Origin of the sequence: Mucilaginibacter celer (assembly GCF_003576455.2) — a bacterium.
In the GTDB taxonomy this organism is placed as follows: Bacteria; Bacteroidota; Bacteroidia; order Sphingobacteriales; family Sphingobacteriaceae; genus Mucilaginibacter; species Mucilaginibacter celer.
In genome coordinates, this window is the sequence record NZ_CP032869.1 from 392,814 (window position 1) to 416,941 (window position 24,128).

General features: G+C 43.0%; 21 protein-coding genes. 5 read left to right on the forward strand and 16 right to left on the reverse strand.

Annotated features, from left to right (window positions below; translation table 11 throughout):
• Positions 1-24: 24 nt before the first annotated feature.
• The 5 genes from HYN43_RS01605 to HYN43_RS01625 are packed head-to-tail and all read right to left on the reverse strand — an operon-like array spanning position 25 to position 7,218.
• Positions 25-423, reverse strand: a complete 399-nt coding sequence (locus tag HYN43_RS01605) for an ExbD/TolR family protein (protein ID WP_119407787.1) — start codon at positions 421-423, stop codon at positions 25-27.
• Positions 420-1,133 (reverse strand): MotA/TolQ/ExbB proton channel family protein, encoded by a 714-nt coding sequence (locus tag HYN43_RS01610; protein WP_119407788.1) that lies wholly within the window; start codon positions 1,131-1,133, stop codon positions 420-422. The genes HYN43_RS01605 and HYN43_RS01610 overlap by 4 nt, the downstream gene beginning before the upstream one ends.
• Positions 1,130-2,185, reverse strand: a complete 1,056-nt coding sequence (locus HYN43_RS01615) for an HU domain-containing protein (protein ID WP_119407789.1) — start codon at positions 2,183-2,185, stop codon at positions 1,130-1,132. Before HYN43_RS01615 ends, HYN43_RS01610 begins: the two co-directional genes overlap by 4 nt.
• A 39-nt stretch (positions 2,186-2,224) precedes the next feature.
• Positions 2,225-4,099 carry a porin family protein gene (locus HYN43_RS01620; RefSeq protein WP_119407790.1) on the reverse strand — a complete coding sequence of 625 codons (1,875 nt, stop codon included), beginning with the start codon at positions 4,097-4,099 and terminating at the stop codon, positions 2,225-2,227.
• A gap of 29 nt (positions 4,100-4,128) precedes the next feature.
• The gene (locus HYN43_RS01625; protein ID WP_119407791.1) at positions 4,129-7,218 is read right to left on the reverse strand and encodes a tetratricopeptide repeat protein; all 3,090 of its coding nucleotides are present in this window, start codon (positions 7,216-7,218) and stop codon (positions 4,129-4,131) included.
• Between the two features lie 271 nt (positions 7,219-7,489).
• Here HYN43_RS01625 and HYN43_RS01630 point away from each other — a divergent pair, with 271 nt between their 5' ends.
• Positions 7,490-8,590: a DUF922 domain-containing protein gene (locus tag HYN43_RS01630; protein WP_119407792.1), complete on the forward strand. Its 1,101-nt coding sequence runs from the start codon at positions 7,490-7,492 to the stop codon at positions 8,588-8,590.
• 247 nt (positions 8,591-8,837) lie between these two features.
• Here HYN43_RS01630 and HYN43_RS01635 read toward each other — a convergent pair whose 3' ends face one another.
• The 5 genes from HYN43_RS01635 to HYN43_RS01655 all read right to left on the reverse strand — a co-directional run bounded on the left by HYN43_RS01635 (position 8,838) and on the right by HYN43_RS01655 (position 14,187).
• Positions 8,838-10,097 (reverse strand): multidrug effflux MFS transporter, encoded by a 1,260-nt coding sequence (locus HYN43_RS01635; RefSeq protein ID WP_245447116.1) that lies wholly within the window; start codon positions 10,095-10,097, stop codon positions 8,838-8,840.
• Between the two features lie 89 nt (positions 10,098-10,186).
• Positions 10,187-11,359, reverse strand: a complete 1,173-nt coding sequence (locus tag HYN43_RS01640; RefSeq protein ID WP_245447118.1) for a BamA/TamA family outer membrane protein — start codon at positions 11,357-11,359, stop codon at positions 10,187-10,189.
• Positions 11,360-11,582: 223 nt separating this feature from the next.
• On the reverse strand, positions 11,583-11,927 hold the full coding sequence (locus tag HYN43_RS01645) for a glycine zipper domain-containing protein (RefSeq protein WP_205589851.1): 345 nt from the start codon (positions 11,925-11,927) through the stop codon (positions 11,583-11,585).
• Between the two features lie 73 nt (positions 11,928-12,000).
• Positions 12,001-12,813 (reverse strand): alpha/beta fold hydrolase, encoded by an 813-nt coding sequence (locus HYN43_RS01650; protein WP_119407795.1) that lies wholly within the window; start codon positions 12,811-12,813, stop codon positions 12,001-12,003.
• A 12-nt stretch (positions 12,814-12,825) separates the two neighbouring features.
• The gene (locus HYN43_RS01655) at positions 12,826-14,187 is read right to left on the reverse strand and encodes a GntT/GntP/DsdX family permease (protein ID WP_119407796.1); all 1,362 of its coding nucleotides are present in this window, start codon (positions 14,185-14,187) and stop codon (positions 12,826-12,828) included.
• Between the two features lie 354 nt (positions 14,188-14,541).
• Between HYN43_RS01655 and HYN43_RS01660 the strand changes: the two genes are divergently transcribed.
• Together HYN43_RS01660 and HYN43_RS01665 are read left to right on the forward strand one after the other, a co-directional pair.
• A complete protein-coding gene (locus HYN43_RS01660; protein WP_119407797.1) occupies positions 14,542-14,898 on the forward strand; it encodes a response regulator in 357 nt (118 codons plus the stop codon).
• A 1,142-nt stretch (positions 14,899-16,040) separates the two neighbouring features.
• Positions 16,041-16,406: a response regulator gene (locus HYN43_RS01665; RefSeq protein ID WP_119407798.1), complete on the forward strand. Its 366-nt coding sequence runs from the start codon at positions 16,041-16,043 to the stop codon at positions 16,404-16,406.
• 61 nt (positions 16,407-16,467) lie between these two features.
• On the opposite strand, the gene HYN43_RS01670 is transcribed toward HYN43_RS01665, so the two are convergent.
• The 4 genes from HYN43_RS01670 to HYN43_RS30095 form a co-directional block, all read right to left on the reverse strand.
• A complete protein-coding gene (locus tag HYN43_RS01670; protein WP_119407799.1) occupies positions 16,468-16,839 on the reverse strand; it encodes a hypothetical protein in 372 nt (123 codons plus the stop codon).
• A gap of 72 nt (positions 16,840-16,911) precedes the next feature.
• Complete coding sequence (locus tag HYN43_RS01675; RefSeq protein WP_119407800.1) at positions 16,912-17,418, reverse strand: GbsR/MarR family transcriptional regulator; 507 nt, start codon at positions 17,416-17,418, stop codon at positions 16,912-16,914.
• A 974-nt stretch (positions 17,419-18,392) separates the two neighbouring features.
• A complete protein-coding gene (locus HYN43_RS01680; RefSeq protein WP_119407801.1) occupies positions 18,393-18,800 on the reverse strand; it encodes a hypothetical protein in 408 nt (135 codons plus the stop codon).
• Between the two features lie 82 nt (positions 18,801-18,882).
• The gene (locus tag HYN43_RS30095; RefSeq protein WP_162996253.1) at positions 18,883-19,035 is read right to left on the reverse strand and encodes a hypothetical protein; all 153 of its coding nucleotides are present in this window, start codon (positions 19,033-19,035) and stop codon (positions 18,883-18,885) included.
• 291 nt (positions 19,036-19,326) lie between these two features.
• Here HYN43_RS30095 and HYN43_RS01685 point away from each other — a divergent pair, with 291 nt between their 5' ends.
• Positions 19,327-21,216, forward strand: a complete 1,890-nt coding sequence (locus HYN43_RS01685; protein ID WP_119407802.1) for an SPFH domain-containing protein — start codon at positions 19,327-19,329, stop codon at positions 21,214-21,216.
• Positions 21,217-21,671: 455 nt separating this feature from the next.
• Here HYN43_RS01685 and HYN43_RS01690 read toward each other — a convergent pair whose 3' ends face one another.
• Both HYN43_RS01690 and HYN43_RS01695 read right to left on the reverse strand, forming a co-directional pair.
• Positions 21,672-22,169: a hypothetical protein gene (locus HYN43_RS01690; RefSeq protein WP_119407803.1), complete on the reverse strand. Its 498-nt coding sequence runs from the start codon at positions 22,167-22,169 to the stop codon at positions 21,672-21,674.
• Positions 22,153-22,620 carry a hypothetical protein gene (locus HYN43_RS01695; RefSeq protein WP_119407804.1) on the reverse strand — a complete coding sequence of 156 codons (468 nt, stop codon included), beginning with the start codon at positions 22,618-22,620 and terminating at the stop codon, positions 22,153-22,155. The genes HYN43_RS01690 and HYN43_RS01695 overlap by 17 nt, the downstream gene beginning before the upstream one ends.
• A 249-nt stretch (positions 22,621-22,869) precedes the next feature.
• Between HYN43_RS01695 and HYN43_RS01700 the strand changes: the two genes are divergently transcribed.
• Positions 22,870-24,045, forward strand: a complete 1,176-nt coding sequence (locus tag HYN43_RS01700) for an acyltransferase family protein (RefSeq protein ID WP_119407805.1) — start codon at positions 22,870-22,872, stop codon at positions 24,043-24,045.
• Positions 24,046-24,128 lie beyond the last annotated feature (83 nt).

The window sequence follows — 24,128 nt, forward strand, 5'->3', positions numbered from 1 at the left end:
TGCAAACTAAAAACTGCCAACTGCCTATTTAGGTTCTGTTGCCAAAACCAGTTTAATATTCAATTTCTGGGCTATGTCCATTACCTGTACCACATCCTGTATGGCTACAGTTTTATCAACGTATAAAACTATAGTTAGTTCGGTAGCCATGGTTTTGTAGCCGCCAAGGGTAGTTTGCAGGGCATCTACCGGAATTTCCTTTTTATCTACGTAGTAACGCAGATCTTTAGTTACCGATACGGTAATGGTTTTTTTAGATACCGATTGCCCGGTTGATGATTTGGGCAATACAAGCTTAATAACGTTGGGGTTGGTAACCGTTGATGCGATGAGGAAAAACAACAGCAGGAAAAACATAATATCGTTCATTGCCGATGTATGTACCTCTGCCGATGCGCCCCTGTGTCTTTTCCTTAAATTCATTTGCTCGGCTCCTCTAACAGGTCAATAAATTCGATGGCATCGGTTTCCAGTTTCAAAATCACTTTATCAACCATCATATTTAAAACGTGGTAGCAAACGTAAGCTACGATACCTACAAATAAACCGGCTGCAGATGTTACCATCTTCACATATAAACCGCCCGAAATTACACCCATGCTGATGTTGTCGGTTTTTGAGATATCATAAAAAATCTTGATTACACCAGCAATGGTACCCAAAAAGCCGAACATCGGTGCTATACCGGCTACGATGCCCAATATGCCAATATTTTTTTCCAGTTTGGATACTTCAAGCTTGCCCACGTTTTCGATAGCGCCTTCAATATCTTTTATCGGCCTGCCTATGCGTAATAAACCTTTTTGCAGCATCCGGCCCAGCGGGGTATTGCTGTTACGGCAAATGGCAATGGCCGATTCGAGGTTACCTGAATGGATACTTGCCCGTACCTGCACCATCAGGTTCGATTCGTTGCGTGATGCCTTGCGGATGGTGAAATAACGTTCAAAGAATATTACAAGTCCCAGTACTGCTAAAATACCTATCGGGATCATTACCCAGCCACCTTTTATCAGCAGGTCGCCAAAGCGAAGTTCTTCGGCTGGTAAGGCTGCTGTTGTTACGGCGTGGTTGGCGGTGTCTGCAAGATGTTTGGCTGTATCTGTTAATTGCTGTATTAATAATAATGTCATTTCGTAGAGTCAGTAATTAATTTTGAGTAAGTATCTGTAGCTATTTTTCCTTGTGCTATTAATTTTTTCCGTTCGGTTTCAGCTTCATCCGAGGTAGCAAAACCACCAATAATGATTTTAATTTTTATTCCCGTACCTGGTCCTGTCCAGGCACGGGCCGTGATGCCTTTGCGTTTATAATCTTTAATAGCCTCTTCACTTTTAGCTTTTGTTTTAAACGAGCCGATAAATATGGCGTATTCGGTTTTAGTGGTATCAGTCACTACCACCGGTTTATCTAACGCTTTAGCACCTGTGGAAATTGCCTTAGCAGTATCAGGTGTTGTGGAAACGCTGTCTTTTTTCAGGCTGTCGGGCTTTACAACCGGCGTAGTTTTCGGTTTTTCAACAGCGGCGGGAGCATCATTGTTTTTTTTAAGATGCAATAGTCCCGGTTTAAATTTGTATACCGCGAATGCTGCGCAGGCAAGCACAACTACCACTATGGCGATGATAATCCATACGCTGATACCGCGTTTTTCTTCAATCTCCTCTTCCACATATTCCGGCTGCCCGGAGGCGGTATTTATCGGTGGAGGTGTAAAAGTTTGCTGTAACGGAACGGCTGCAGGTAATGGTGTAGGTGGCGGTGGTGGCGGTACATAGTTAGCTTTGTTGATCTTAACCGGGGCCAAACCAAAAAACAGCGGATCGTTACTCTGTTTTTCCTGTGCCCTGAAGCTTATACGGCCATCCTGAAGGTAAAACCAGCCCAGCTCGGCAAAGGCTACTTCGTGTAAAACCAGTTCCTGTTTAAGGCTGTTGATATACTTTTCGGTAAAGTATTTTGATGATGCCAGCGAGATCTTTTTCTTTTCGGCTATGTAACGCGCCAGAATCTCATCTTCTTTGGGCTGCGGCTCAAAATTGAGTTTAAAACCCGGAGGGAAAAATGTTCCCTGCGCATCATCATAATAGCCATTAACACGTTGCTGCGAAAAGCAGCCAAGACCGGGCACACTCACTTCGGTGTGCCGGCCAAGTAATTCGCTTAAATAGTTGGCTATATCCATCCGGTAAAAATACAGTTAATTTTAAAACATCAAAGCGGCTTAAAAAGCATAGCTTACGCCGCCAAAGATATTAAATCCGTAGTTAGGATAGTACAACCAGCGTTGGTATGAGGCACTTAATACGTTATTAGCCTGTGCAAATACCGAAAACTTGCTGTTAATACGGTATTCAACGCTGCCGCTCAAATCGGCAAAGCCTTTAATGTTTTGTTTAACGAACGATGTACCTGGGGCGCCCGGTGCAGGCGATGGGTTGATCACCTCTAATCTGTCGTAAGCATCGCCGCGGATCAGCAATGAACCGGTAACGGTAACCTTGCTGTCGATATGGATAGCAGTACCGGCGGTAAGCGTAAACTTAGGCAGGTTCCATGCTTCAGCTTCTGATGCCATGTGGTAATCCCTGAATTCGGCACGGCCGAAGATGTTAAAATCATCAGTAGCTTTAAAATCAAGCTCGCCGTTAAAACCGTTTACACGGGCTTTGCCATCATCATAAATTACGGTAAATTTATTACCCTCGGCAAGGAAGTTGCTTACCATTAAAGGCATGTTTTTAATGCTGTTACGGAACACCGAAGCTTTAAAGCTTAAACCCGGAGCAATGGTGCCTTTTAAACCGGCAGCAATATCCAACTGATCTACCGAGTTTTTGATATTAATGTTTTGACCCAGGAAAGGGTTGGTCATGGCAAAATCGCGAAGCGAAGAACGGTTTACATCGCCTTTGGCCTCAACAAACAGGCGCACGTATTTAGGTACTACCTGCACCTCTAATTTTGCAGCCGGGAAGATGTAAAACTTATCAAAATCGCCAAACTCTTTTACAATGTTAACACCCGCGTCAATCTTGTAATTAGCACCCTGAAATTTGATGTAAGGGTTAATTCTCGCTATACTGTTATTCAGGTTATAAAGACTGTCCTTAGGGTTTGCCAGATCTAACGATCCGCTTAAGCCTGCGTAAAACTGTTTAACAGTCTGGTTTAAAAAGCCCGAGATCACCACGTTGTTTTCGCGCGCGGCATAAGCATTGCTAAAGGCGTAGCCTTTTAGCTTTAAGGCGTAAGTGAAATCGTTTTCAACATCTTTATAGTTTTTGGCCAGTTCAACCTCGCCGCTTAGGGTATTGAAGTGTTGTTTGGTTGGCACAAAGGTATTGCTTGGTGCTTCCTGATCGTAACCATAAAAATAGGTGCCAACACGGTTGTAGTTTATCCTGCCCGATATATTGTTATCGCCGATAACGCTTTTGCCAAACACGCCAACTTCATCGCGGCTTTCAGTTTGTTTTTGCAGCGAACCCGATTGTGAAAAATGCTTCAGGTGACCGCCAACCTGTAAAGCCTCATCGCGACCATTACCAAAATAAGCCTCACCAAAAAGGCTTTTCATATTGCCCGCGCCAACCTTAACAAGGTTGTTGGTTAATACCGAATCCTGCTCGGCAGGGCGTTTCATCGGGTCTAATTGCCTTATTTCAGAATTTTGCTCCTGGCGCTTATCCAGCGGGGCATAAGTCAAAGGTGCTTTAAAGGGCACTTTATCTTCCAGATCGGGGTTACGGCGAATTTTCACCGCGTCGGCCAGTACCGGTTTGTAGGCGGTAGTTACCACAATCTCTTCTGATAGGCTGCCTCCGTTATTTGGGTTATTACCTCCACCTTTTTTAGTGGTATCCTGTAATGATTTTGCGGCGGCATCGCCTAAGTTACTATTATCAACCGGCTTTTTGGTTACCGGTTTGGTGGTTGCTTTTTTAACCGCAGGTTTGGCTTCCGGTTTAGCCGCCGGTTTTTTGCTGGCGATTTTTACAGTCGCTTTTTTAGCGGGTTTCTTTGTTTGTGCTTGTGCAGGAACAAAGTATAATGCTATCAATAAGGTAAGCAGCGTGTAGGTGTATCTTGAGTTCATTGCTTGTCTTCTTTTTATATTACTCTTTGTTACTGTTTGTTAGTTGTATCAGGCTGCGCGGTCTCTTTGCTTACAGGTGCCTGTTTTGTTTTGCGGCCATTCAGTTTATCCAGCTTTTCTTTGGCGGTTGGCAGGATATCATCATCGGCCTTATAGTTGTCGATAATACTTTGCAGCGTAGCTTTAGCCTGGAAGGTATCTTTTAAGCCAACATAGTTATCGGCCAGCAAAATATAGGTTTTGGCCACCCAGTAATCGTAGTTCGGCATCTCCTTAGCCAGGTCAAAACACATTTTTTGCGATGTTTTGTACCTGCCTTTGTCATACTCAATAAAGGCAAGGTTATATCGCGCCTCGGCGGCAGCAACGGTTTTGGTGTTGGTTGCTGTGTAGGTAAACTGTTTAACAGCCAGGGCGGTATCGCCGGTAGCTAAGTAAGCTTTTCCCTCGTACAGGCCGGTTTTAAATTTATCTTCCTGCGATGTTTTGTCGTTGGTTTTAACCAGTTCGGCGTATTTGATAGCATCGTCGGTCATTAACATTTCCGAGTAGCAGTACATCAGGTTGGTGATGGCGAAGGTATAATCGGCCTTGTATTCGGCATTAGTTTCCAAACGTTTCAGGAACACTACAGCCTCGTTGTATTTCTTTTGCTGCATGTACAGTTTGGCCATGCTGATGAGGGCTTTCTCGCTGTAGGCGCTGGTCCAGTCGTTCAATATCACGTTGTAATCAACTACCGCTTCCTGGGTACGACCTAAGTTTGCCAAAGCCTGTGCGCGGATAAAGCGGGCCTGTTTCTCGTAGATCTGTTTGCTTGGGAATTTATCAAAGTAGGCATTAACACCACTTACGGTACCCTGCCAGTCGCCTTTTAAGTAGAGGTTGTTGGCTGCAGTGATCAGGATGCTTTCCTGATCGGCAGTGGTATAGTTGCCGATAGGGGTGGTGCCTGCGTAATTAATGAATGTTTGGGCATCGCCTTTATCGGTATAGATTTTCTCGATCTGTTTAAGGGCCTGTTTTGCTTCATCTGTTGAGGAGTAATCCTGAACCACTTTTTTGAACGATTCAACGGCCAGATCATCATTGCCGGCGTTGTAATCAATCAAACCAATGGTAACCAGCGCACGCGGGATATAGCTGCTGCGCGGATACTTCTGGATCATAGCCTGCAAATCGGTTTTGGCTTTTTCACCATCCGTTTTCAGGAAGTAGGTATAAGCAATCTCAAACGAGGCATCATCTGCATAATCCGAATTAGGGAATTTGTTCAGTACATCGTTCAGCGTAGCAATTTTAGTATCCAACGCACCTTGTAATCCCTGGATCATACCACGCTGAAACAAGGCATAATCCTCGCCCTGGTTGTACATAGCTATAATGCGGTTGTAGTAAGTCATGGCGTTGCTGTAGCTTTTCAGTACAAAATAGCTATCGGCCAGGCGGGTTATCGCATCGTTTTGGGTAGCGGCATCCTTTACATCGCCCTGCAAAAACTTCTCGAAGTAGTTGGCCGCTTTTTTATACTGCTCATCGCCAAAGGCCGCGTAAGCCAAAGCATAGTTGGCGTAGTTGGCTACGTCGGTTTCTTTAGACTCGGGCATTGCCAAAAACTTCTCAAAATTTTCTACCGATTCGCCGTATTTGCGCACCTCGTACATGGCTTCGGCCATCCAATAGGTGGTTAAGGCCTGGGTTTTGGTGTCGATAGGATCGGCTAATGAACGCAGGAAAATGCCGATAGCATTTTCAAAAGCACGTTCGTTATAAAACTCCAAACCGCGGTAGTAGGTTACTTTTTGGTAGGCTAAGCGGGCCGCTTCATTTTTATTGGGGATAGGCTCCAGAATCTCTACAGCCTCTTTATAACTGCGTGAGTTCAACAACTCTTCACCTAATAATACCTTAACCTCATTAATGCGTTTTGAACGCGGATAGGTTGCCAGGTATAACCTTGTAGCACCTAAGGCCTGTAAGTTAAAATCAAGCTCGTACGATAGTTTGGCGTATTGGTAAAGCGCGTCTTCCTGTAATTGCTTGTCGTAATCCAGTTTCGAGGCGTTCAGGAAGGCGTTACGGGCGCTTTGCTTATTGTTCATTTTCAGGAACACATCGCCCAGGGTATAGTTACCGCTTTGGCTGTAAACATCTTTTTGTTCAACCAGTTTTTCCAGTTCGCTGGCAGCTTTGGCGTAGTTGCCTACCTTGTAGTAGGTGTAACCCATCTGGTAGCTGTCCTGCGTGTTTTGGGTGCGGCCCTGGTCGCGGTCTTCAAAGCGGGCGTAGTATTTTACGGCGCTGTCATAATTGGCTTTGGCAAAGTATGATGCGGCGATGATCCTCAGCATTTCGGTTTCGTTTTGCTGATGGGTGCTGTTTACGATAGGCACGGCATAATTGATCACATCGTCATAGCGTTTATCTAAAAAGTAAACTGCCGAGATGTAATATGGATAGCTGTTTTCGTATTTCTTCGAGTTTTTAAGTTTTTCGAAGTTTACCAGCGCCAGGTGATAATCTTTATTAAGATAAGCGATATAAGCGAAGTAGTAAGTAGCATCCTCGGTAAATTCCGAGTGTTTGTTTTTTACCTCGCCAAAAAGTAACTGGGCATTTTTATAATCCTTCAGTTCAAAGTAGGCATAACCTTTCCTGAATTTGTATTCGGTATTGTCATGGCCGTTAAGCTCGCTTGCTTCGGTTTTGTTAAACCAGCGGATGGCATCTTCATACTTGCCTTGTTTAAAGTACGATTTACCGATCTGGAAGAAAGCCTGCCTGGTAAGCGGGTTTTCGGGGTGTTCTTTAATAAAGCGGAGGAACATGCTTTCGGCATCGTCGTTACCTAAGCTAAGAGCGCAATAGGCCTCATAGTACTGGCAGTTTTCTTTGGTAAGCGACAGTTCGGTTTCGAATTGCGGCTGCGTACTTGTTTTAATTTTGTAGGCCTCAACCAGGCGGAATTGCTCGGCAGCCGACGCAAATTTGCCCTTGTCCATCAGGTCGATAGCTGTGTGGTAGGTGCGGTAAATTTGAGTGGATGGGTTTTGCTGGGCCCGGGCGGTTGAAACGATAAATACGGGAATGAGCAGGGTGATGTATCTTGTTTTGATCATAAAGCGCGTACTAATGATAGTGCGAAAATAGCTAAACCAAAAAGAGGCTTTTCACAATAGAAATTAACAAATGTGGATAACACTTCTTTAAACGAAGGTAATACTTAAGATAATATGCGTGTGGAAAACTTTAAAATTGTTGAATGTTGCCGTGGTTCCGGCTGCGGATACTCAAAGGTAATAATTACCGTTTAAGTTACACAATTTATTTGTTTTTAAAGCATTGCGATAGCCGGGCGACCGATACCCCGGCCTTTTATTTTTACCGGTTATGAACATATTAAGGGGCAGGCCTAAACCTGTGGTTGTGGTGGCGTTTTTATGCGTCATCATATTTTTTCCGTCGATTTTAAAAGCACAAAAAATAAACGGCCCAATTGTTTTAACAAACAGGCAATTAGCTGAAAAAGTTAAGGAGTTTTATATAGCCGATGTTATTGACGACCGCAGCGAACGCCAACTGATTGCCTGGCTTTTACCCACATTGCCGCCGTTTACCAAATACAAAATTGATGTGAAGGACGGTGCAAGCGAAGCTTTAAAACGCTTTGCTGATTATGCCATCCCGGCCGATAAAAATCTGCGCCCGGTAAATATCCGCATAAAAAAATTACGACTTATTGAGGAGCAGAAAGGAACCGACCAGGTGAGCGGAAAACTGGAACTTGAGCTTTTGTTTGAATTGAAAAAAGATTATGGTTCCGTTAAGCTGATAACCTACCCGGCAAGTACAAGCTATACCCGCAGCGTTTCGCAGCAGTATGCTATCGGGATACTTATAAGTCGTGCGTTTGAAGGCGGTTTGAATTGGTTTAATAACTGGATGAACCGTGAAGCCGATACCAACATTAAACTGGCCAAAAGTATTAAACTGATATTTACCGATTATACCGAAAAGCCTGAAGGCGATACCATTTACTATTCGCCTAAGCGCCCGCTAACCTGGGATGATTTTAAGGATAAACCTTACGGTAATAAATATGTGGCCGAGGTGCTGCCCGGATTTGGCTATACTGAACAAGCCGAAGTGCAAAAAGGCGTGGTACTGATCAGGATTAGCATGCGGGTGTTTTTGCCCAAAAGCGCCGCCTGGGTAAGGAGCGAAGGGCGTAACAGCACGGCCCTTAACCACGAGCAAAGGCATTTTGATATAGCCAAAATTGCAGCACGGCATTTTCAACAGGCGCTACTAAGCATGAAAATACCGGCCGATAATTATGATGGGTACATTAACGTGCAATACCTTGACTCGTACCGGGAGATGAACCAGTTGCAGGACAACTATGATAAGGAAACCAATCACGGCGTAAACGGTGCGGCACAGCAAAGGTGGGATGCGAGAATTGATAAGGAGTTGAAAGAGTTGTTGTAAAAAACGAATGGATATTAGATACAACCATCTCCCGCCTTCAAGCTGAGTAATGAAATCTGGCGATTATGAAGGTTAAATTGCATTTATACCTTTGTCATGCTGAGAAACGAAGCATCTTCTTCGCCCCGTATGGCCGCTGTGCTTATTTTAGAAGATGCTTCGTGCCGCTGACCGAAGTCGGACACTAATAGTCGGAGACTCCGAACAGCTTAATAGGAATGGAGTTCCTGTGTTAGGTAAGCGTGTTTTAATGCCCCACAACCACATCCCCGCTCGCCTCAACCTTATGCTTTATAGATCGTTTTCCAACAAACACAATCAACAAGGCAATAACCGATGATGAGATCATCACTACCGACATGGGCAACGAGCTGTGAATTTTAATAGCCGAAATGCCGATAGAGGCCCCGGCACCAACTGCCATCTGCGCAGCACCCATTAAAGCCGAAGCTGCACCCGCGTTTTGTGTAAAAGGAGCCAACGATAGCGCCGAGGTATTAGGTGCACAAATGCCTACGCAGCACAGTACCCCAAATATTAAAGCTATGGTAGCTGCCAATCCAAACCAATGGTTAAGAGAACCGATGAAAAACACCGTTGATATGATTACCATACAAATAATGGAAACATTGATCATTTGCCCGCTTTTATATTTTTTGATAAGCAGGCTGTTTAACTGGCTCGAGCCTATAAAACCAACCGATAGTCCGGCAAATAACCACCCAAACTGGTTTTTAGTTAAGTGAAAACCATCAATAAACACAATAGGCGATGCCGACACGTAGGCAAACAAACCGGCAAAAGCGAACGCCCCGCCGAAGGCATAGGTTACAAATTGCGCGTCTTTCAGTACTGTTAAAAAATTACCGATGATAGGACCCGGCTTTAATGAATATGTTGGATCGGGTTGATAGCTTTCGGGTAGGAGGAAGATCACGGCCAGCAAGATCAGTACGGCTATAATGGTTAAAATGAGGAAGATGATCTGCCATTCAAAATGCGTGCTGATATAACTGCCGATGGTAGGGGCCAGCATGGGCGATGCGCCAAGCACCAGGATCAGCATCGAAAAAACTTTGGCAATATCCTCAACCGGGAAGAGGTCGCGCACCATGGTCATGGCGGCTACGCTGGCGGCACAACTGCCTACCGCCTGGAAAAAGCGCAACACAATCAACACTTCAAGCGAGGTGGTAAAAAAGCAACCCAGCGATGCCGCGATGTATAGCCCAAGCCCCCAGTAAAGCGGCGGTTTACGGCCAAACCTGTCCAGTAACGGGCCGTAAAGTAACTGCCCTGCTCCAATACCAATAAAATAGCTGGATAGCGAAAGCGTAACCTCATCAGATGATACGTGCATGTAATTGGCGATAGCCGTAAAGGCCGGCAAATACATATCGATAGAAAAAGGGCCAAGTGCGGTGAGCGATCCCAGTATAAGGATCAGTATAATATATTTTTGTTTGGTCATTGTTGTTGGGTTGATGGATGTTAGTTCATGGTTCATAGATCATAGTTCATAGCAGGAAAAGCCCTGCCTGCAGATGGAGCATACTACCATGAACTATGAACCATCAACTATTGACTGCGAAGCACCTAAAATGTCTCGCCTAAATTAAGGTTTATTGACGAGAAGTTGCGGCTTACTCCGTAATCGAGACTGATATTGGTACCCGATTTTTTGTTGAACTTGAAACGCAAACCTGTGCCGCCAGCCGGGTGCCAGTACATAAAGCTATGATCTTCAGGCTCGGTAACGGCGTTTACATTAGCAAATAATACAAAGCCCAGCAGGCCGTTTCGGGTAATATCGCGGCGGTATTCAGTTTCAAAATAAACCAGCCTGTCGCCCCGGTAGCGGCTTTGCGGAAAGCCCCGGCCTGCACGTTGGTAGGGTTCCCAACCCAAACTCGGCAGGTTGAGGTAGGGAGTGCGGGGTGTTAAAGTTGTCCAGTAAAAAGCCCACAAAGCCAGTACATTTTTGGGGCCTGTGCTGCTTAACTGCAGGTATTTGCGCATATCAATATAAAGTGACTGCCAGTTGGTATGGCTGCCGAAGATTTTGGTATTTACCCGGTAAACAATATTGGTATAAGCACCGGGCAAAGGGTTGATGGAGTTTTTGCGCGAATCGTAAAGTAAATTTACAGTCATGCCCGATGAAAAGGCATCCTGGTCGGCGGCGGTGCCGTACCTGTAGCCCGTAAATTTTCGCAGGGTTTGATCGCCGTTGCTTTCTATATCGATATAATAATCAAGGTTATAGCCTAAACCGGCATAAAAATAGGGCTTAATTTGTTTTAAAACGCTTTGATAAAAACGCAGGTAATTGTAGTTAACCAAAAATTTATCTGTTGATGCCTGGTTGCCGCCAAGGCCCCAGGTATATTGCGGGTATACCATCAGGCGGGTGTCGCCTTGTATATTCCACTCGTTATTGGCCAGCCATATGTTTGAGCGGATGGGTAAGCCATACCTGCCCCTGAAATTAAAATAGGGTGTAAAAACAAAACTCGAAATATTTGTTGTGGCCTGGTCGCCCAGGTAAAAGCCCGCTGTGGTTGATGTAAATAATGCCTTGCCGCCGCTGCGCCCATCGCTTGATGAGGTAGGGAAAAAAGAGAAATAAACCTTCTTTTTTTGCGGGGCGGTTTGCCGGGGTTTAATATCAAAAAGCGAGCGAAAAATATCAATAACGTCTTTCTGGGGTACGGTATCTTTTTTAAAGCCCGCAGCGGTATCGGTAATGCTTTGGGCCTGCATTGCCATGGGTAATAAACAGAAAAGTACTACCAATAAACTTTTCACCATTATTGATTAAACGGAAAATGCCGACACTCTGTTTGCTGGCTTAACTATTTTTAACAATAACGGATAAGATAATAAAAACGCTTCAGCTTAGGTGCATTTTTACCGGGGTGCTTGCTTCAAAATAATAAAAAAGCCCGCAAACATTACGTGTGCGGGCTTCCTAAAGGTGATCAACTAATGCTTAATGATACGTTGTTGTTTTAGTTACCGTAGTTTTGGTAGTGGTATAATGGTGGTGCGGATGCGCCCTGCGCCATGCAATACGTGCCGCGCGTTTTCTTTTTTCTTCCCTGCGGCGGGCTTCATTACCAATAACATAACCACCGCCGGCACCAATAGCGCCGCCAATAAGCGCTCCACCGGCACTGTGCGTAGCCAGGCCGCCTATAACAGCACCGCCGGCACCGCCAATAATGGCTCCTTTACCTTGTTTACTTATTCCTTTTTTGGTTTGAGCACCTGCGTTGGTATCTACAAACAGACTAATACCTATCAGCAGGCTCATATATATCATTAATTTTTTCATAGCGGTATGTTTTTAATAAGTGTTAACCGGTAACACCTATACAAATAACAGGCCGTTTTTAATTAATGAAAGGTCATTTTAAAAATTCTGTTACCGCTTTTGAAAATTCGGGCGTGCGGCTGGCATTGTTATGATCGCCGGGTACGTGTACCAGTTTTGAGCCTGGGATGAGTTTTTGCAGGGCTACTTCGTCGCCGTTATCATGATCTTCGGTGCCGTCAATCAACAATACAGGGATCTTTACTTTGGCCAGCTCCTGCTTACTGGTTGATGGTTGCCATTTTTGCTGATAGGCCAGGGCCAGTTCATCAAAAGGATTACTGCGGATGTATTTAATCATCCCGTCAACATCATGAAAGCTTGTATCGCCCATCAGCGCCTTGTAAGCATGAATGCGGCGCGGCCATTCGGGATTGGTATAGGCATCGCCCATGCCGCCCATCACTGCTTTATGCACCCGTTTGTCTAATACAAAAACACGCGATGTAATGATCGATCCGCGCGAGTATCCAACAATATCATATTTTTTTAAACCGAGCGCTGTAGCCAGCCCCATAATGTCTTTAGCTTCGGCATCATTAGCGTAGCCGGCATCGGTATGCGGCTTATCAGATTGACCGTTGCCGCGCTGATCAAGTATGACCACCTTGTGGCCTGCGCTCAGTAAATCGGCATAAAGCTGTCCTTTTTTCCAGCCTTGGCTGGTGCCCGAAAAGCCGTGCACAAGTATCACCGGGAAACCATCGCCTTTAACTTCATAATAAACTTTAACACCATCCGGCGCAGTGTAAAAATTATCTGCCGATGGGCTTTGCTGAGCAAAAACGGTAGTGCCTGTTATCAGCATAAAAATTAATAAACCTATGTAAGCCGGTAGTTTTTTCATTTTTGGATGATTTTATTTGATGAACAGGTTGAGGATGCTTACACCGATAAGCCCGATAAAAGATACAAGCGTTTCCATTACCGACCACGATTTGATGGTATCTTTTATGCTAAGGTTAAAATATTCTTTATACAACCAAAACCCCGAATCATTCACATGCGAAAAGGCCAGGCTACCAGCGCCTATCGAAAGCACCATTAAATTAGGATTAACATGGTTTTGAATAACCAACGGTGCCACAATACCTGCCGCGGTTAACCCGGCAACAGTTGCCGAACCCAGACTGATCCGGATGATAGCGGCTATTACCCAGCCCAGCAGCAAAGGCGGCAGGTTGAGGGCCTGCAACTGGTCGGCTATTTGTGTGCTTACACCACTGGCGGTTAAAACCTCTTTAAAAGCTCCTGAGCCTGCTATAATTAAAAGGATAAGGGCTACATCTTTAACCGCATCGGTAAAACTGCCTGCAAGCTGGCCCATGGTTTTGCCTTGTTTAACGCCTAAGGTAAACGTAGCTACCAGTAAGGCTATCAGCATTACTATGGATGGATCGCCCAAAAACGCTATGATTTTTGCGGCGTCGGGGTCCTGGATATTAAGATAGGGGAACAAGGCGGTAAGCATCAGTAAAATAACAGGCAACAGGGCTGTTAAAAAACTGTTAGCCGTGCCCGGGAGTTTATCTTCGGGCAGTTCTTCGGCTCTGAAGGTTGCCAGTGGCTCGGATGGTATTTTTTTCAGGAACCGGGAAAACACAGGGCCGGCAAGTATTATGGCCGGGATGGCTATCATCAATCCGTAAATAAATGTAGTTGCCATGTTGCCATGAAATAACGCCACCAGGGCCGAGGGCGAGGGGTGGGGAGGCAAAAAACCATGCGTAACCGATAGCGAGGCCAGCATGGGCAAGCCTATATAAACCGCCGGAAGCTTGTATTTATAAACTACCGAAAATATAAGCGGAACCATCAGCACAAAACCAATACCATAAAACAGCGGGATGCCAATGATGAAACCTGCGGCAACCAGTGCTAACTGAATGCGTTGTGCGCTCGTATTTCCATGTAATTCTCCTGTAGCATTGATGTTTTTTTTGCTTACAGCCTTAACCAGCGATTCGGCAATTTTTTGGGCAGCGCCGCTTGTAGCCACCAGTTTGCCCAGCATTGCTCCAAGACAAATAATAATGAGCAACTGGCCTAAAATATCGCCCATACCCTTTTGCACCGAAGCCGTTACTTTATTAATAGGGATACCGAGCAGCAGGCCGGCTATAATGGATACGATAAGGAAGGCGATAAAAGGGTTAACCTTTATCCAGCTAACCAGTAAAACCAATAAAACAATGCAGGTAAAGATAGTTAGTAATGCCATTAGGTTGTTGTTATAAAGGCGGCCGAAGGCCAAATTCAGTTGCCTCCTAATGTAATAACAATAATTGAGTTTAGCATGGGCGGGTGTTAATAGCTAAGTAATTTCGAAATATACTTTTTTGATACTTTATTAATTAAAGGTTACAGGAATATGTATATAAAATCCTATTAAGGTAAATATTAAAAAATAGGTTAAATTTGTTTTGCGTCTGTATATAATTGTAAAAAAAACTGTTAGCTTTGTAGTATATTATACCCGAGGATGATTTAAGCCTTCACTTTAATTGTAGTTTACTGCATTTTAACAAGCGCGATACTTTTATACCTTTTCGGCCCCCTTATTTTAAAAAGCATTATGTTAAAGCGTGTTTTAGTATTGGATGACAACCAGGATATATTGGATATTGTGCATGAAACGCTCACTTACGAGCAGTTTGAGGTTAAAAGCACCGCAAACAGTACAGAAGTATTGCCTTTGATAGAAAGCTTTGAGCCCGATCTGGTAATATTAGATTATCGCGTGGCCGGTACCAATGGAGGCGAAATATGCCGTACCATTAAAGTGCATCCTAAATTTGGCAATACGCCGGTTATTATCTTCTCTGCTTATGTTAATAACGACAGCGAACTGATTAGTTATGGCTGTGATGCCACCATCAACAAACCCTTCGATTTAGCCGAACTGGTTGAAAAAGTGAATAACCTGCTTTAAAATTTAATAAATAATTACAGAGCCCCGCCAGGTTATTTTTAGAGTTTAAACTTTGATGCAATCGATTTCATTTACACGCCTTATTGCTTATTGCGAAAAAAGTAAAAAACATACATCAAAACAGTCTTAATTGTAAATTAACTCAATTTTTTGACAAAAAATAGTATTGTTATTAATAATTGAGTTAAATGATTGGTATATTGATAATTATTTTAACTTTGTGTTGCAAGTTGAATTAATTATTCAGTTAAATACAATAACCCCTGGTTGTATTATGGTACTTTCAATAAATGAAAATCTGAAAGCGGAACAGAAGAAACTTCCGGTTTGCCCAAGATGTAAATCTGAACTGGACAACCGCGTTCCGCGATCTTTTTTGGTAAAAAATCTGCTGTTTTTTCTTCCCATAAAACGATACATGTGCTACAAATGCCAGCGGAAAAGGTATGTGTTACGTTAAATTAAAATAATTTCTTAATATTAAATTAATGCGTACTGAAAAGCATTTTTAATTTTTTTCTTCTTTTATAATGGCTTAGTTATTGTACTTTGGCTTTCTATTATTCAGAAATTTGTGATAGATAACGAAGTTAAGCCGAGAAAAACCTACTATTGCTCCAAATGTGGAAGTCCATATCATTTTCAAATGAAGCGGAACTGGTTTGTAAAAAATGTTTTGTTTTTTTTACCTGTCAGAAAATATTTTTGTGCCAAGTGCAAAAAAGCCGAACATATATTTATCAATAAGGATTAAAACTCCCCGCCGCTTTAATGTATACAAAGCTTTTTTAACTACATAATTTGCACAACCTGGTTAAACCGGTAATAAATACATTAGCCTGGCAGGTATTTGCAGGCAGTTTTCAAAAGCATGCAGAACCGCCGTCTGCAGTAGTGTATTATATTCTGCTATTTTAGAAAAAGCCGACCTTATTTCCGTACAAAACAACCTGCATTTTTGTTATTATGTTCAATGCTCCCGGTTTAAATGTTATAAAAAGGCCAGTAATACTCAATTGAAATTAAAGTACTTAGTTAAATAAGTAATGGTATGAAAATTGCTATAGCATATTGGTTGTTATTTAGTACGTATTATTCGTGTTATAACTAAGCCTATTTTGCAGATACTTAAATATTGATATATGAGACGGATATTAGCGGTGGATGATGACAAGGACATTTTAGACATTATACGATACATCCTGGAAGAATCGGGCTATGAGGTTAGTGTACTGGCCGACGGAAAGGATTTTTTTGACCGCGTTGAGAAGTTTACACCCGATTTAATTTTGCTTGATATTATGCTTGGCAGCCTTGACGGGCGCGAGCTTTGCCGCAAATTGAAGGAAAATTCTGAAACCAGGGCTATCCCCGTTATCCTGGTATCGGCCAGCCACAATCCCGGCAAACTGAACCAGGCCGGTGCTCCCGACGATTTTATTGCAAAACCTTTTGATATTGACGATTTGTTAGGCAGTATTAGTCGACAGCTAAACGCCGCGGCCTGATAAAAAACAAGGCAGGATAATTGCTACCCCGCCCTGCCAAATCAAAACAAAAAAACAAAAACTAAACATTTACATTAAACGCCCGGTCTCTTTTAGCGCGGTTACGCAGCTTAAAAAATATGATAAGGTTTAGGAAATGCATACCGCCTAATATTAAAATAATCCAACCCACTTTATAGCTTAATACTTCAACCACCGTTTGCATATTGGCTATAGCTCCGTACTCTTTTAAGGCAAGGCTCATATAGCCTATGTTTACCAGGTAAAAGCCTACAACAAGCAGTTTATTTACAGAATCGGCCAGTTCCTGGTTGCCGTGAAAAATATCCACCAAAAAAATTCTTCCGTTTTTAAACAGCACTTTGGCAACCCAAACGGTTAAGGCTATGCTTGCCAGCAGATAAACAACGTAGGTTAAAATAAAGTAATTCATGATGTTATGGTTTTATTTGTTTTTAATTATTTAGAATTTTCAGTAAAAAATGAAATTTTAAATCAAAAAAATTTATTTAAATGTTTTTAATATCGAACCAAAAAACCAGTTCTCTTCGGCTTTCAGCATCATATCCATGGTTTTGTTTACGTTACTGGCCAGTTTGTTAATATCAGTAACCGAAGTTTTAAAAGTTTTAAAAGCAGGATCATTCTCGTCGCCTTTTACTTCACTTAACTGATCGAGTATTTTAATAATAGGTGTAAGCTCGCGTTTTTTACGTTCTTCTGCTACGCGGCGGGCTATTACCCATACATCTTTTTCGGCATAAAAGTATTCTTTACGTTCGCCGGTTTTATGTTGTTTTTCAACCAAGCCCCAGTCAATTAAATCGCGCAGGGTCATGTTGGCGTTTCCGCGCGAGATGCTTAGCTCGTTCATTACCTCTTCGGTGGTAAGGGCTTCGGGCGAGATCATGAGCAGGGCATGTACCTGGGCCATGGTGCGGTTAATACCCCATTCAGATCCCAGCTTGCCCCATGCCTCAATAAACTTTAACCTTGCCTCTGCCAATTCCATGCACAAATATAGTTATGTTTTTAAACTTTCAAAAAAAAATGAAAATAAATTATTGTAGATGGTTTGATGTGATAAAGATGCAGGTTTAAATTTGGTTTCAGCCGGTGGTTGGTGTTTTCACCATAGGTGTTCGGAGGATTTTTTTATTCCCTCCCCGGGGAGTATAGCCGTTAATTTAACAAAAAAGCGGTGGGATTGTGGGCTTCCCCTCTTGAGAGGGGTGGAGGGGTGTGTTATTCTGCGCTCGGTTTATCGCTCGTATAACACACCCCTGCTCTCGCTCTTTCCATCGCGCCCCTCTCAAGAGGGGAACTTAAAAGCCTGGTTCCTTAAATTGACGCTATGCTCCCAAGGGAGGGAATTGCAGGAGCCACCGCTTTTTTTATTTCTTCCGAACGCCTATAATGTTGTCACCGCACCACATGATTTGAAATACCTTACATTAATTAAAACGGAAATAATAGAAAACCTGTTAGGCGAAAGCACGAATCACAGATTTTAAAAAATTATAACGTTGTAATTTGATAGGGTAGGGAATTGAGTTTAAATAAATGGGGAAAAGTGTGTTAGACGTTAAATTCGTTTACGCATGATACGAATATGGGCGTAGCCTGCGGCCCGGGCTTTCCGTTCCAAGTCCTCGCCTTTCGAGCGCTCAGTGCCTACCCGCGCTGTGGGCTTTACACTTCAATCCTAACGCGGACCAACGTTTCCTGTTAAACTTTTTCATAAATTAAATGAAAAAAGTTAAAACAAATGATACTATGAGGCATTGCCCTTTAGCCTTTAGCCTTTAGCCTTTAGCCTTTAGCCTTTAGCCTTTAGCCTTTAGCCTTTAGCCTTTAGCCTTTAGCCTTTAGCCTTTAGCCTTTAGCCTTTAGCCTTTAGCCTTTAGCCTTTAGCCTTTAGCCTTTAGCCTTTAGCCTTTAGCCTTTAGCCTTTAGCCTTTAGCCTTTAGCCTTTAGCCTTTAGCCTTAAAACTTGCTCGCCCTAAGTGCCGTAACTTTTGATCCATCTGGTCCGCTGCTTTCAAAAACTATTTTGCTATCAGTAAGCTCCGAAACAGTGAAAACAAAATCGCGTGTTTTACCGTCGGGCAGTTTTTCGGTAACATTCAGGTTTTTACCATTCAGGGTAAATGATCCGTGCGACAGGAATTTGTTTTCCCATACTATGAGGTATTTCATTTCGGGGGTAAACTGAATATAAGGTACCGCCTGGTCCAGTTCGGCTTTTTTCACTGTATCGGGTGGGCTGGCATTGGGATGCTCTATTTTGATATATTTCCACTTGCCCGTAAGCGTGCTAACAGAAACATTTGGGCCGCAGGATGTAAGAAACATTAACAGAACTGCAAATAGCAAAAGGCTTTGTTTTATCATAACCAGGTTGATTGTGTGATAAAACTATATAATTGCCATCGAAATAACAAGACAGCAGATACAACAAAAAATAATTGAAAACTTATTTTTTCGCCATTCTATTCGTTCTGTCTTCAGCTTTTTTCACTTCGTCCTTTTCGCTTAAGGGGCCCTCGGTTTTTAATTCTTTGGCTTTTTTATCTGGTGATTGAGCGATTTCCTGTCCCTCTTTCCGGTTGCTTTTTGAAGTATTCATAACGGTAATGTTAAGTGGGCATTAAACAATGTGATATTTGTTTAACCTGAGGATTCCTTAAATGTTTCCGCGAAAATTTGCTTGAAATTTACTTTCTGTGTATCAATTAATTACATCGTTTTGACATCTGTTGTAAAATATTTTTAAGTTTTTTCGTAACAAAGCAATAATGCAACTGTCTTAATGACACTATATAGCCAAGGTACTCTTCCAGGTAAGCTATAAGTATTGTGAGGGCCCGCACCTTAAGGGTTCCGTTAATAAAAAAATCAAAAACAATCTTTAAAAAAAATGGACAATCTAATTGTTAGTCTGTGGTGGGTTATACCCGTCATAGCGTTATTGCTGATGTACAAATTTGTTTTGCGCGTGTTTTGTGGCATGGTTATCGTTCCGGACGACCGTATCGGCCTCGTAATCAAAAAGTTTGCCCTTACCGGCAACAGCCGCCTGCCAGATGGCCGTATCATAGCCACACAAGGCGAGGCCGGTATGCAGGCCAAAGCCTTAGCCCCGGGTTTATACTGGAAAATGTGGCCATGGCAATATACCATTATAATGCAACCCTTTACCATTATTGAGCAAGGTAAACTGGGTCTGGTGAAGGCAAAAGACGGTGCATCCTTTGATACCGGCCGTGTATTGGGTAAACCGGTAGAGTGCGATAAGTTTCAGGATGCTATAGCCTTTTTGGATAATAATGGCCAAAAAGGCCCGCAGGCGGCTTTTCTTACACCAGGTAGCTACCGTATCAATGCCTTTTTGTTTGATATTGAGATGGTGCCGATTACCCAGATCCACGAAAACAAAGTTGGTATCATCACTACGCTTGATGGTGAACCCCTGAACAAAGGCGAGATAGCCGGCGAATCGGTACATGGGCATAAGAACTACCAGGATCCTATCGCGTTCATTAACGCCGGCGGCCGCAAAGGTTTGCAGGAGGATGTGATACTGGCGGGTACCTATTACTTAAACCCATGGTTTGTAAGTGTTGAACAGGTTGATATGATCTATATCCCGATTGGTTATGTAGGTGTGGTAAACTCCTTTGTTGGCCCGGAAGGGAAGGATACCAGCGGCGATAACTTTAAACACGGTAACATAGTTAAACGCAACGAAAAAGGTGTATGGGACGAACCTTTAGACCCCGGTAAGCATCCGGTTAATATTTATACCCATGCTGTTGAAATTGTACCGACAACCAACATCGTACTGAACTGGGCCGATAGTCGTACCGAATCGCACGAGTTGGATAAAAACCTGTGTACAATCACCGTACGGTCAAGCGATGGTTTTACATTCAATTTGGATGTATCGCAGATTATCCACGTGCCACGTAACGAGGCGCCTAAGGTGATTGCAAGGTTTGGTAAAATGAAAAACCTGGTATCGCAGGTGTTGGAGCCAACCATTGCCAACTACTTCCGTAACTCGGCGCAAAAAAGTGATGTGATCGGCTTTTTGGCCAACCGTATCCAAAGGCAAACCGATGCCCGCGAGCATATTGGCCGCGTACTGGAAACCTATAACGTAATAGGTGTAGATACCCTGATAGGCGACATTGTGCCACCAGCAGCACTGATGAAAACCTTAACCGACCGTAAGTTGGCCGAAGAGGAAAAAGTAACCTACGAGATTCAGCGCCACGCGCAAATTGAACGTAAGGAATTTGAAAGCGCCCGTGCCGGTGCCGATATGCAGCCGGAGGTAGTAAAATCAACCCGCCAGGTTGAGATCAACACCCAGATGGCAGCATCAAGGGTTGCCGCATCAAAAGGTGAGGCCGAAGCTAAAACCATCAATGCCAAAGCCGATGCCGAGGTAAGGATTACGATAGCCAAAGCCGACGCCGAAGCCAAAACCGTAAACGCCAAAGCCGATGCCAATGCTACCGAGGTGAACGGTATGGCCGAAGGTGCCAAGATCAAGGCCATAGGTTTATCAGAAGCTGAGGTTACCAAACAAAAAACCGAAGCCATGGGTACCGAACAATACGCCATAGTACGTGTGGCCGAAGCCTTAGCTGCAGCCGGTATCAGGTTAGTACCTGAAATATTGGTGAGTGGTAAAGACGGTGGTAACAACGGCATGATAGACGCCCTGATAGGTACCGAAATGCTTAAAAAACTTCAGATAGAAAATGAAGGTAAAAGCAATACAGGCACCAAAGCCGAATAATTGAAATATCCGGATGCATAGAAATTTGCAGGCAGGTTATGTAATCCCTGCAAATTATGCATCATGGTAAAGGTTTGTGATATGAGATTTTTGAAGGAAGAGTACATGAAATTTCAAAATCCTAAACCTTTATTTAAGAGAGATTAGAGGTTGGAGGTTAGTGATTAGTTGCTGTCTCCGGCTTAAGATAATTGTTCTTTATACCTAAACCTTATTTTAAGAGATCAGAGGTTGGAGATTAGAGGTTGGTTGCTGTGATAGTATCCTGCTTTAGGAACCAGCTGCACTGATATAATTGACGAGGCTTTTAACCTAAACCGATCAATGACGAAGGCACCCGCGAGGGTGCCTTTTGTTGTTTATAAGCTTTACAAAAGTTGTTTAAACAAAAAAGCATCCCAAAGGATGCCTTAATAAATATCAGCAAGAGGCCTCTAACCTCCAATCTCCAACCACTAACGACGTAATTCCTTTACCTCGCTCTTCAATTCTTTGATCTGCTCCTGTGCCTGGCGGTTTTCGAGATAAAAATATATCGCGAAGCCTAAAAAGATCTTTCCTAATACAAAAATGGCGGCGAATACATAACGCCATGATTTATGCAGGCGCATGTGGCTTGAGGCTCCTTCAACTTCAATATATTGATCGGCAGGGGCGGTTTTTTGCTGCCTGTTATAACCGTTGTCTGAAGTGCGGAATTGAACAGGCTTGTTTAACCTTTCCTCGCGGCGGATTAGATCATTGATCTCGTCTTCAATCTTATCCCAGGTTCCCGGCGGCGGAACTATAGCCATGTTCATGGCTACCTTTTCCATATCGGCTTCCAGTTGTTTCAGTGCTTCGTTTACTTCGGGGTATTTGGCTTTCATGTACATCAGCTCACGCACCTCTTCTTCGGTAGCGGCGCCCATTACAAATACCTCAAGTATACCACTATCAATGTAATCTTTCATTGTTCCTCCCGTTTCGGATAATGGTAAAACATTCTTTTAATGTCATCCTAATTTCTTCGTTAGTGCTGCTTAGTTCGGCGGCAATTTGGGCGGTAGTTTTACATTGATAATGGATGGCGTAAAATACCTGTTGTTGCAAGGGATTCATCATGGCAACATATTTATTGTTGGCCGATGGTTGAAAACTTTGCCAGGCTTGCCTGTCGGTTTCATTATCTAACGTTTCAAAAAACTCCGATAGCTTTTTGCGGGCCATCATTTGCAGGCGGCACAGGGCATTAACGCCGGTTTTCAAAAACTCATCAATCTCGTTAGGTACATCGTTAAAAACTGCTACGAGGTACTGCTCGGCAACTGATTGATTTTTTACCACTTCGAAAATGTAACCAAAAAGCTTGGCCGCATAGTTGTTATACAACCTGCTAACGGCTATTAACTTGCTTTGGCTCATTGAGTCCGAAGTTTGCCACTGCGTATTCAAATTGGGGGTCAATTAATTAGTGTAAAGTAAACAATCTATCAAAGATATTAAATATACAACTTTTGCAAAAAGAATTTATACTCTGTTTGGTTGTATTGAGTGTTGTAATCGGCTAAAATACAATGTTGTACGTAAATCAACCTGTTTAGATGCATCTTTTATAAAATAGCTGTAACAAGGCAATAATAACCGTGTCATATAGCTGTATTTACTTATAAAATGCCTATGCAAACAGCCAATGCCACCCCGCATTCTGATTCTTTAACCAACACCGCGCGGCCCGCAAAACTGCTTTATATTGATAATTTAAAGGTAGCGCTTACAGTGTTGGTGATATTGCATCATACTTTTATAACCTATGGCGCGCCGGGCGGTTGGTACTTTACTGATAAAACCACACATACTGCCGCGCTTATCCCAATGACTTTGTTTGTAGCTACCAACCAGTCGTTTTTTATGGGTTTGTTCTTTTTTATATCGGCTTATTTTACAGCTTCGTCTTTACCAAAAAAAGGAGCCGCACGTTTTACTGCCGACAGGTTGAAACGGCTTGGCATCCCGCTGATATTTTACTCGTTTGTCCTGTCGCCGGTGCTGAGTTATATTGTTTACCGGTTTGCAGATGGACATCAGATTACTTACCTGCAGTATCTAAGTGGTTTTGATGGCTGGATTGACTTTGGAGTGTTATGGTTTGTGGCTGCCCTGCTGTTGTTTAGTTTGGTTTTTGTGGTGGTGAATTTACCTGAAAAAAGGAAAATCCATGCGGGCAAAAAGTCGCCAACTGCGTTAAATATCATTCTGTTTGCAGCAGGGTTATCGGTAGTTACTTATTTGGTAAGGATTGTTTTTCCGATAGGTTGGGTGCTTAAACCTGTTGGTTTTCAGTTAGGGCATTTCCCGCAATATATAGCTATGTTTTGGATGGGAGTTGTAGCTTCACGCAATAACTGGTTAAACGGGTTTGAATATAAAACGGGTAAGTTGTTTGCATGGCTTGCTTTATTGATGGTTGTAATGGTGTTCCCGGTATTATTTGTTGTGAAAGAAGTAACACATAGCCCGGTTGAAACTTTTAACGGCCTGGGGCACTGGCAATCATTAATGTATGCCTGTTGGGAGCAGTTAACCGGAATTTTTATTATGGCCGCGTTAGTAATTATCGCCAAACATAAATGGAACGGGCAAACAGCCTTAATGAAAGCCGGTTCGCGGGCAGCTTTCGGGGTATATATTTTTCATCCGCTGTTGGTGATTTCATTATCGGTAATGGCGATAGGATGGCCAATGGACCCGGCCTATAAATTATTGATAGTGGCACCACTGGCTGTAGCATTTAGTTTTTTGCTTGCGTATTTGCTAACCAAATTGCCGGTGATAAATAAAATTATCTGAACCGGTATTGTAACAGTAGCTGTTCGTTAACGTACGCTGTAGTAGCGTTAGTTTGTTTTAATGTGTTGATTTTTAATTATTTA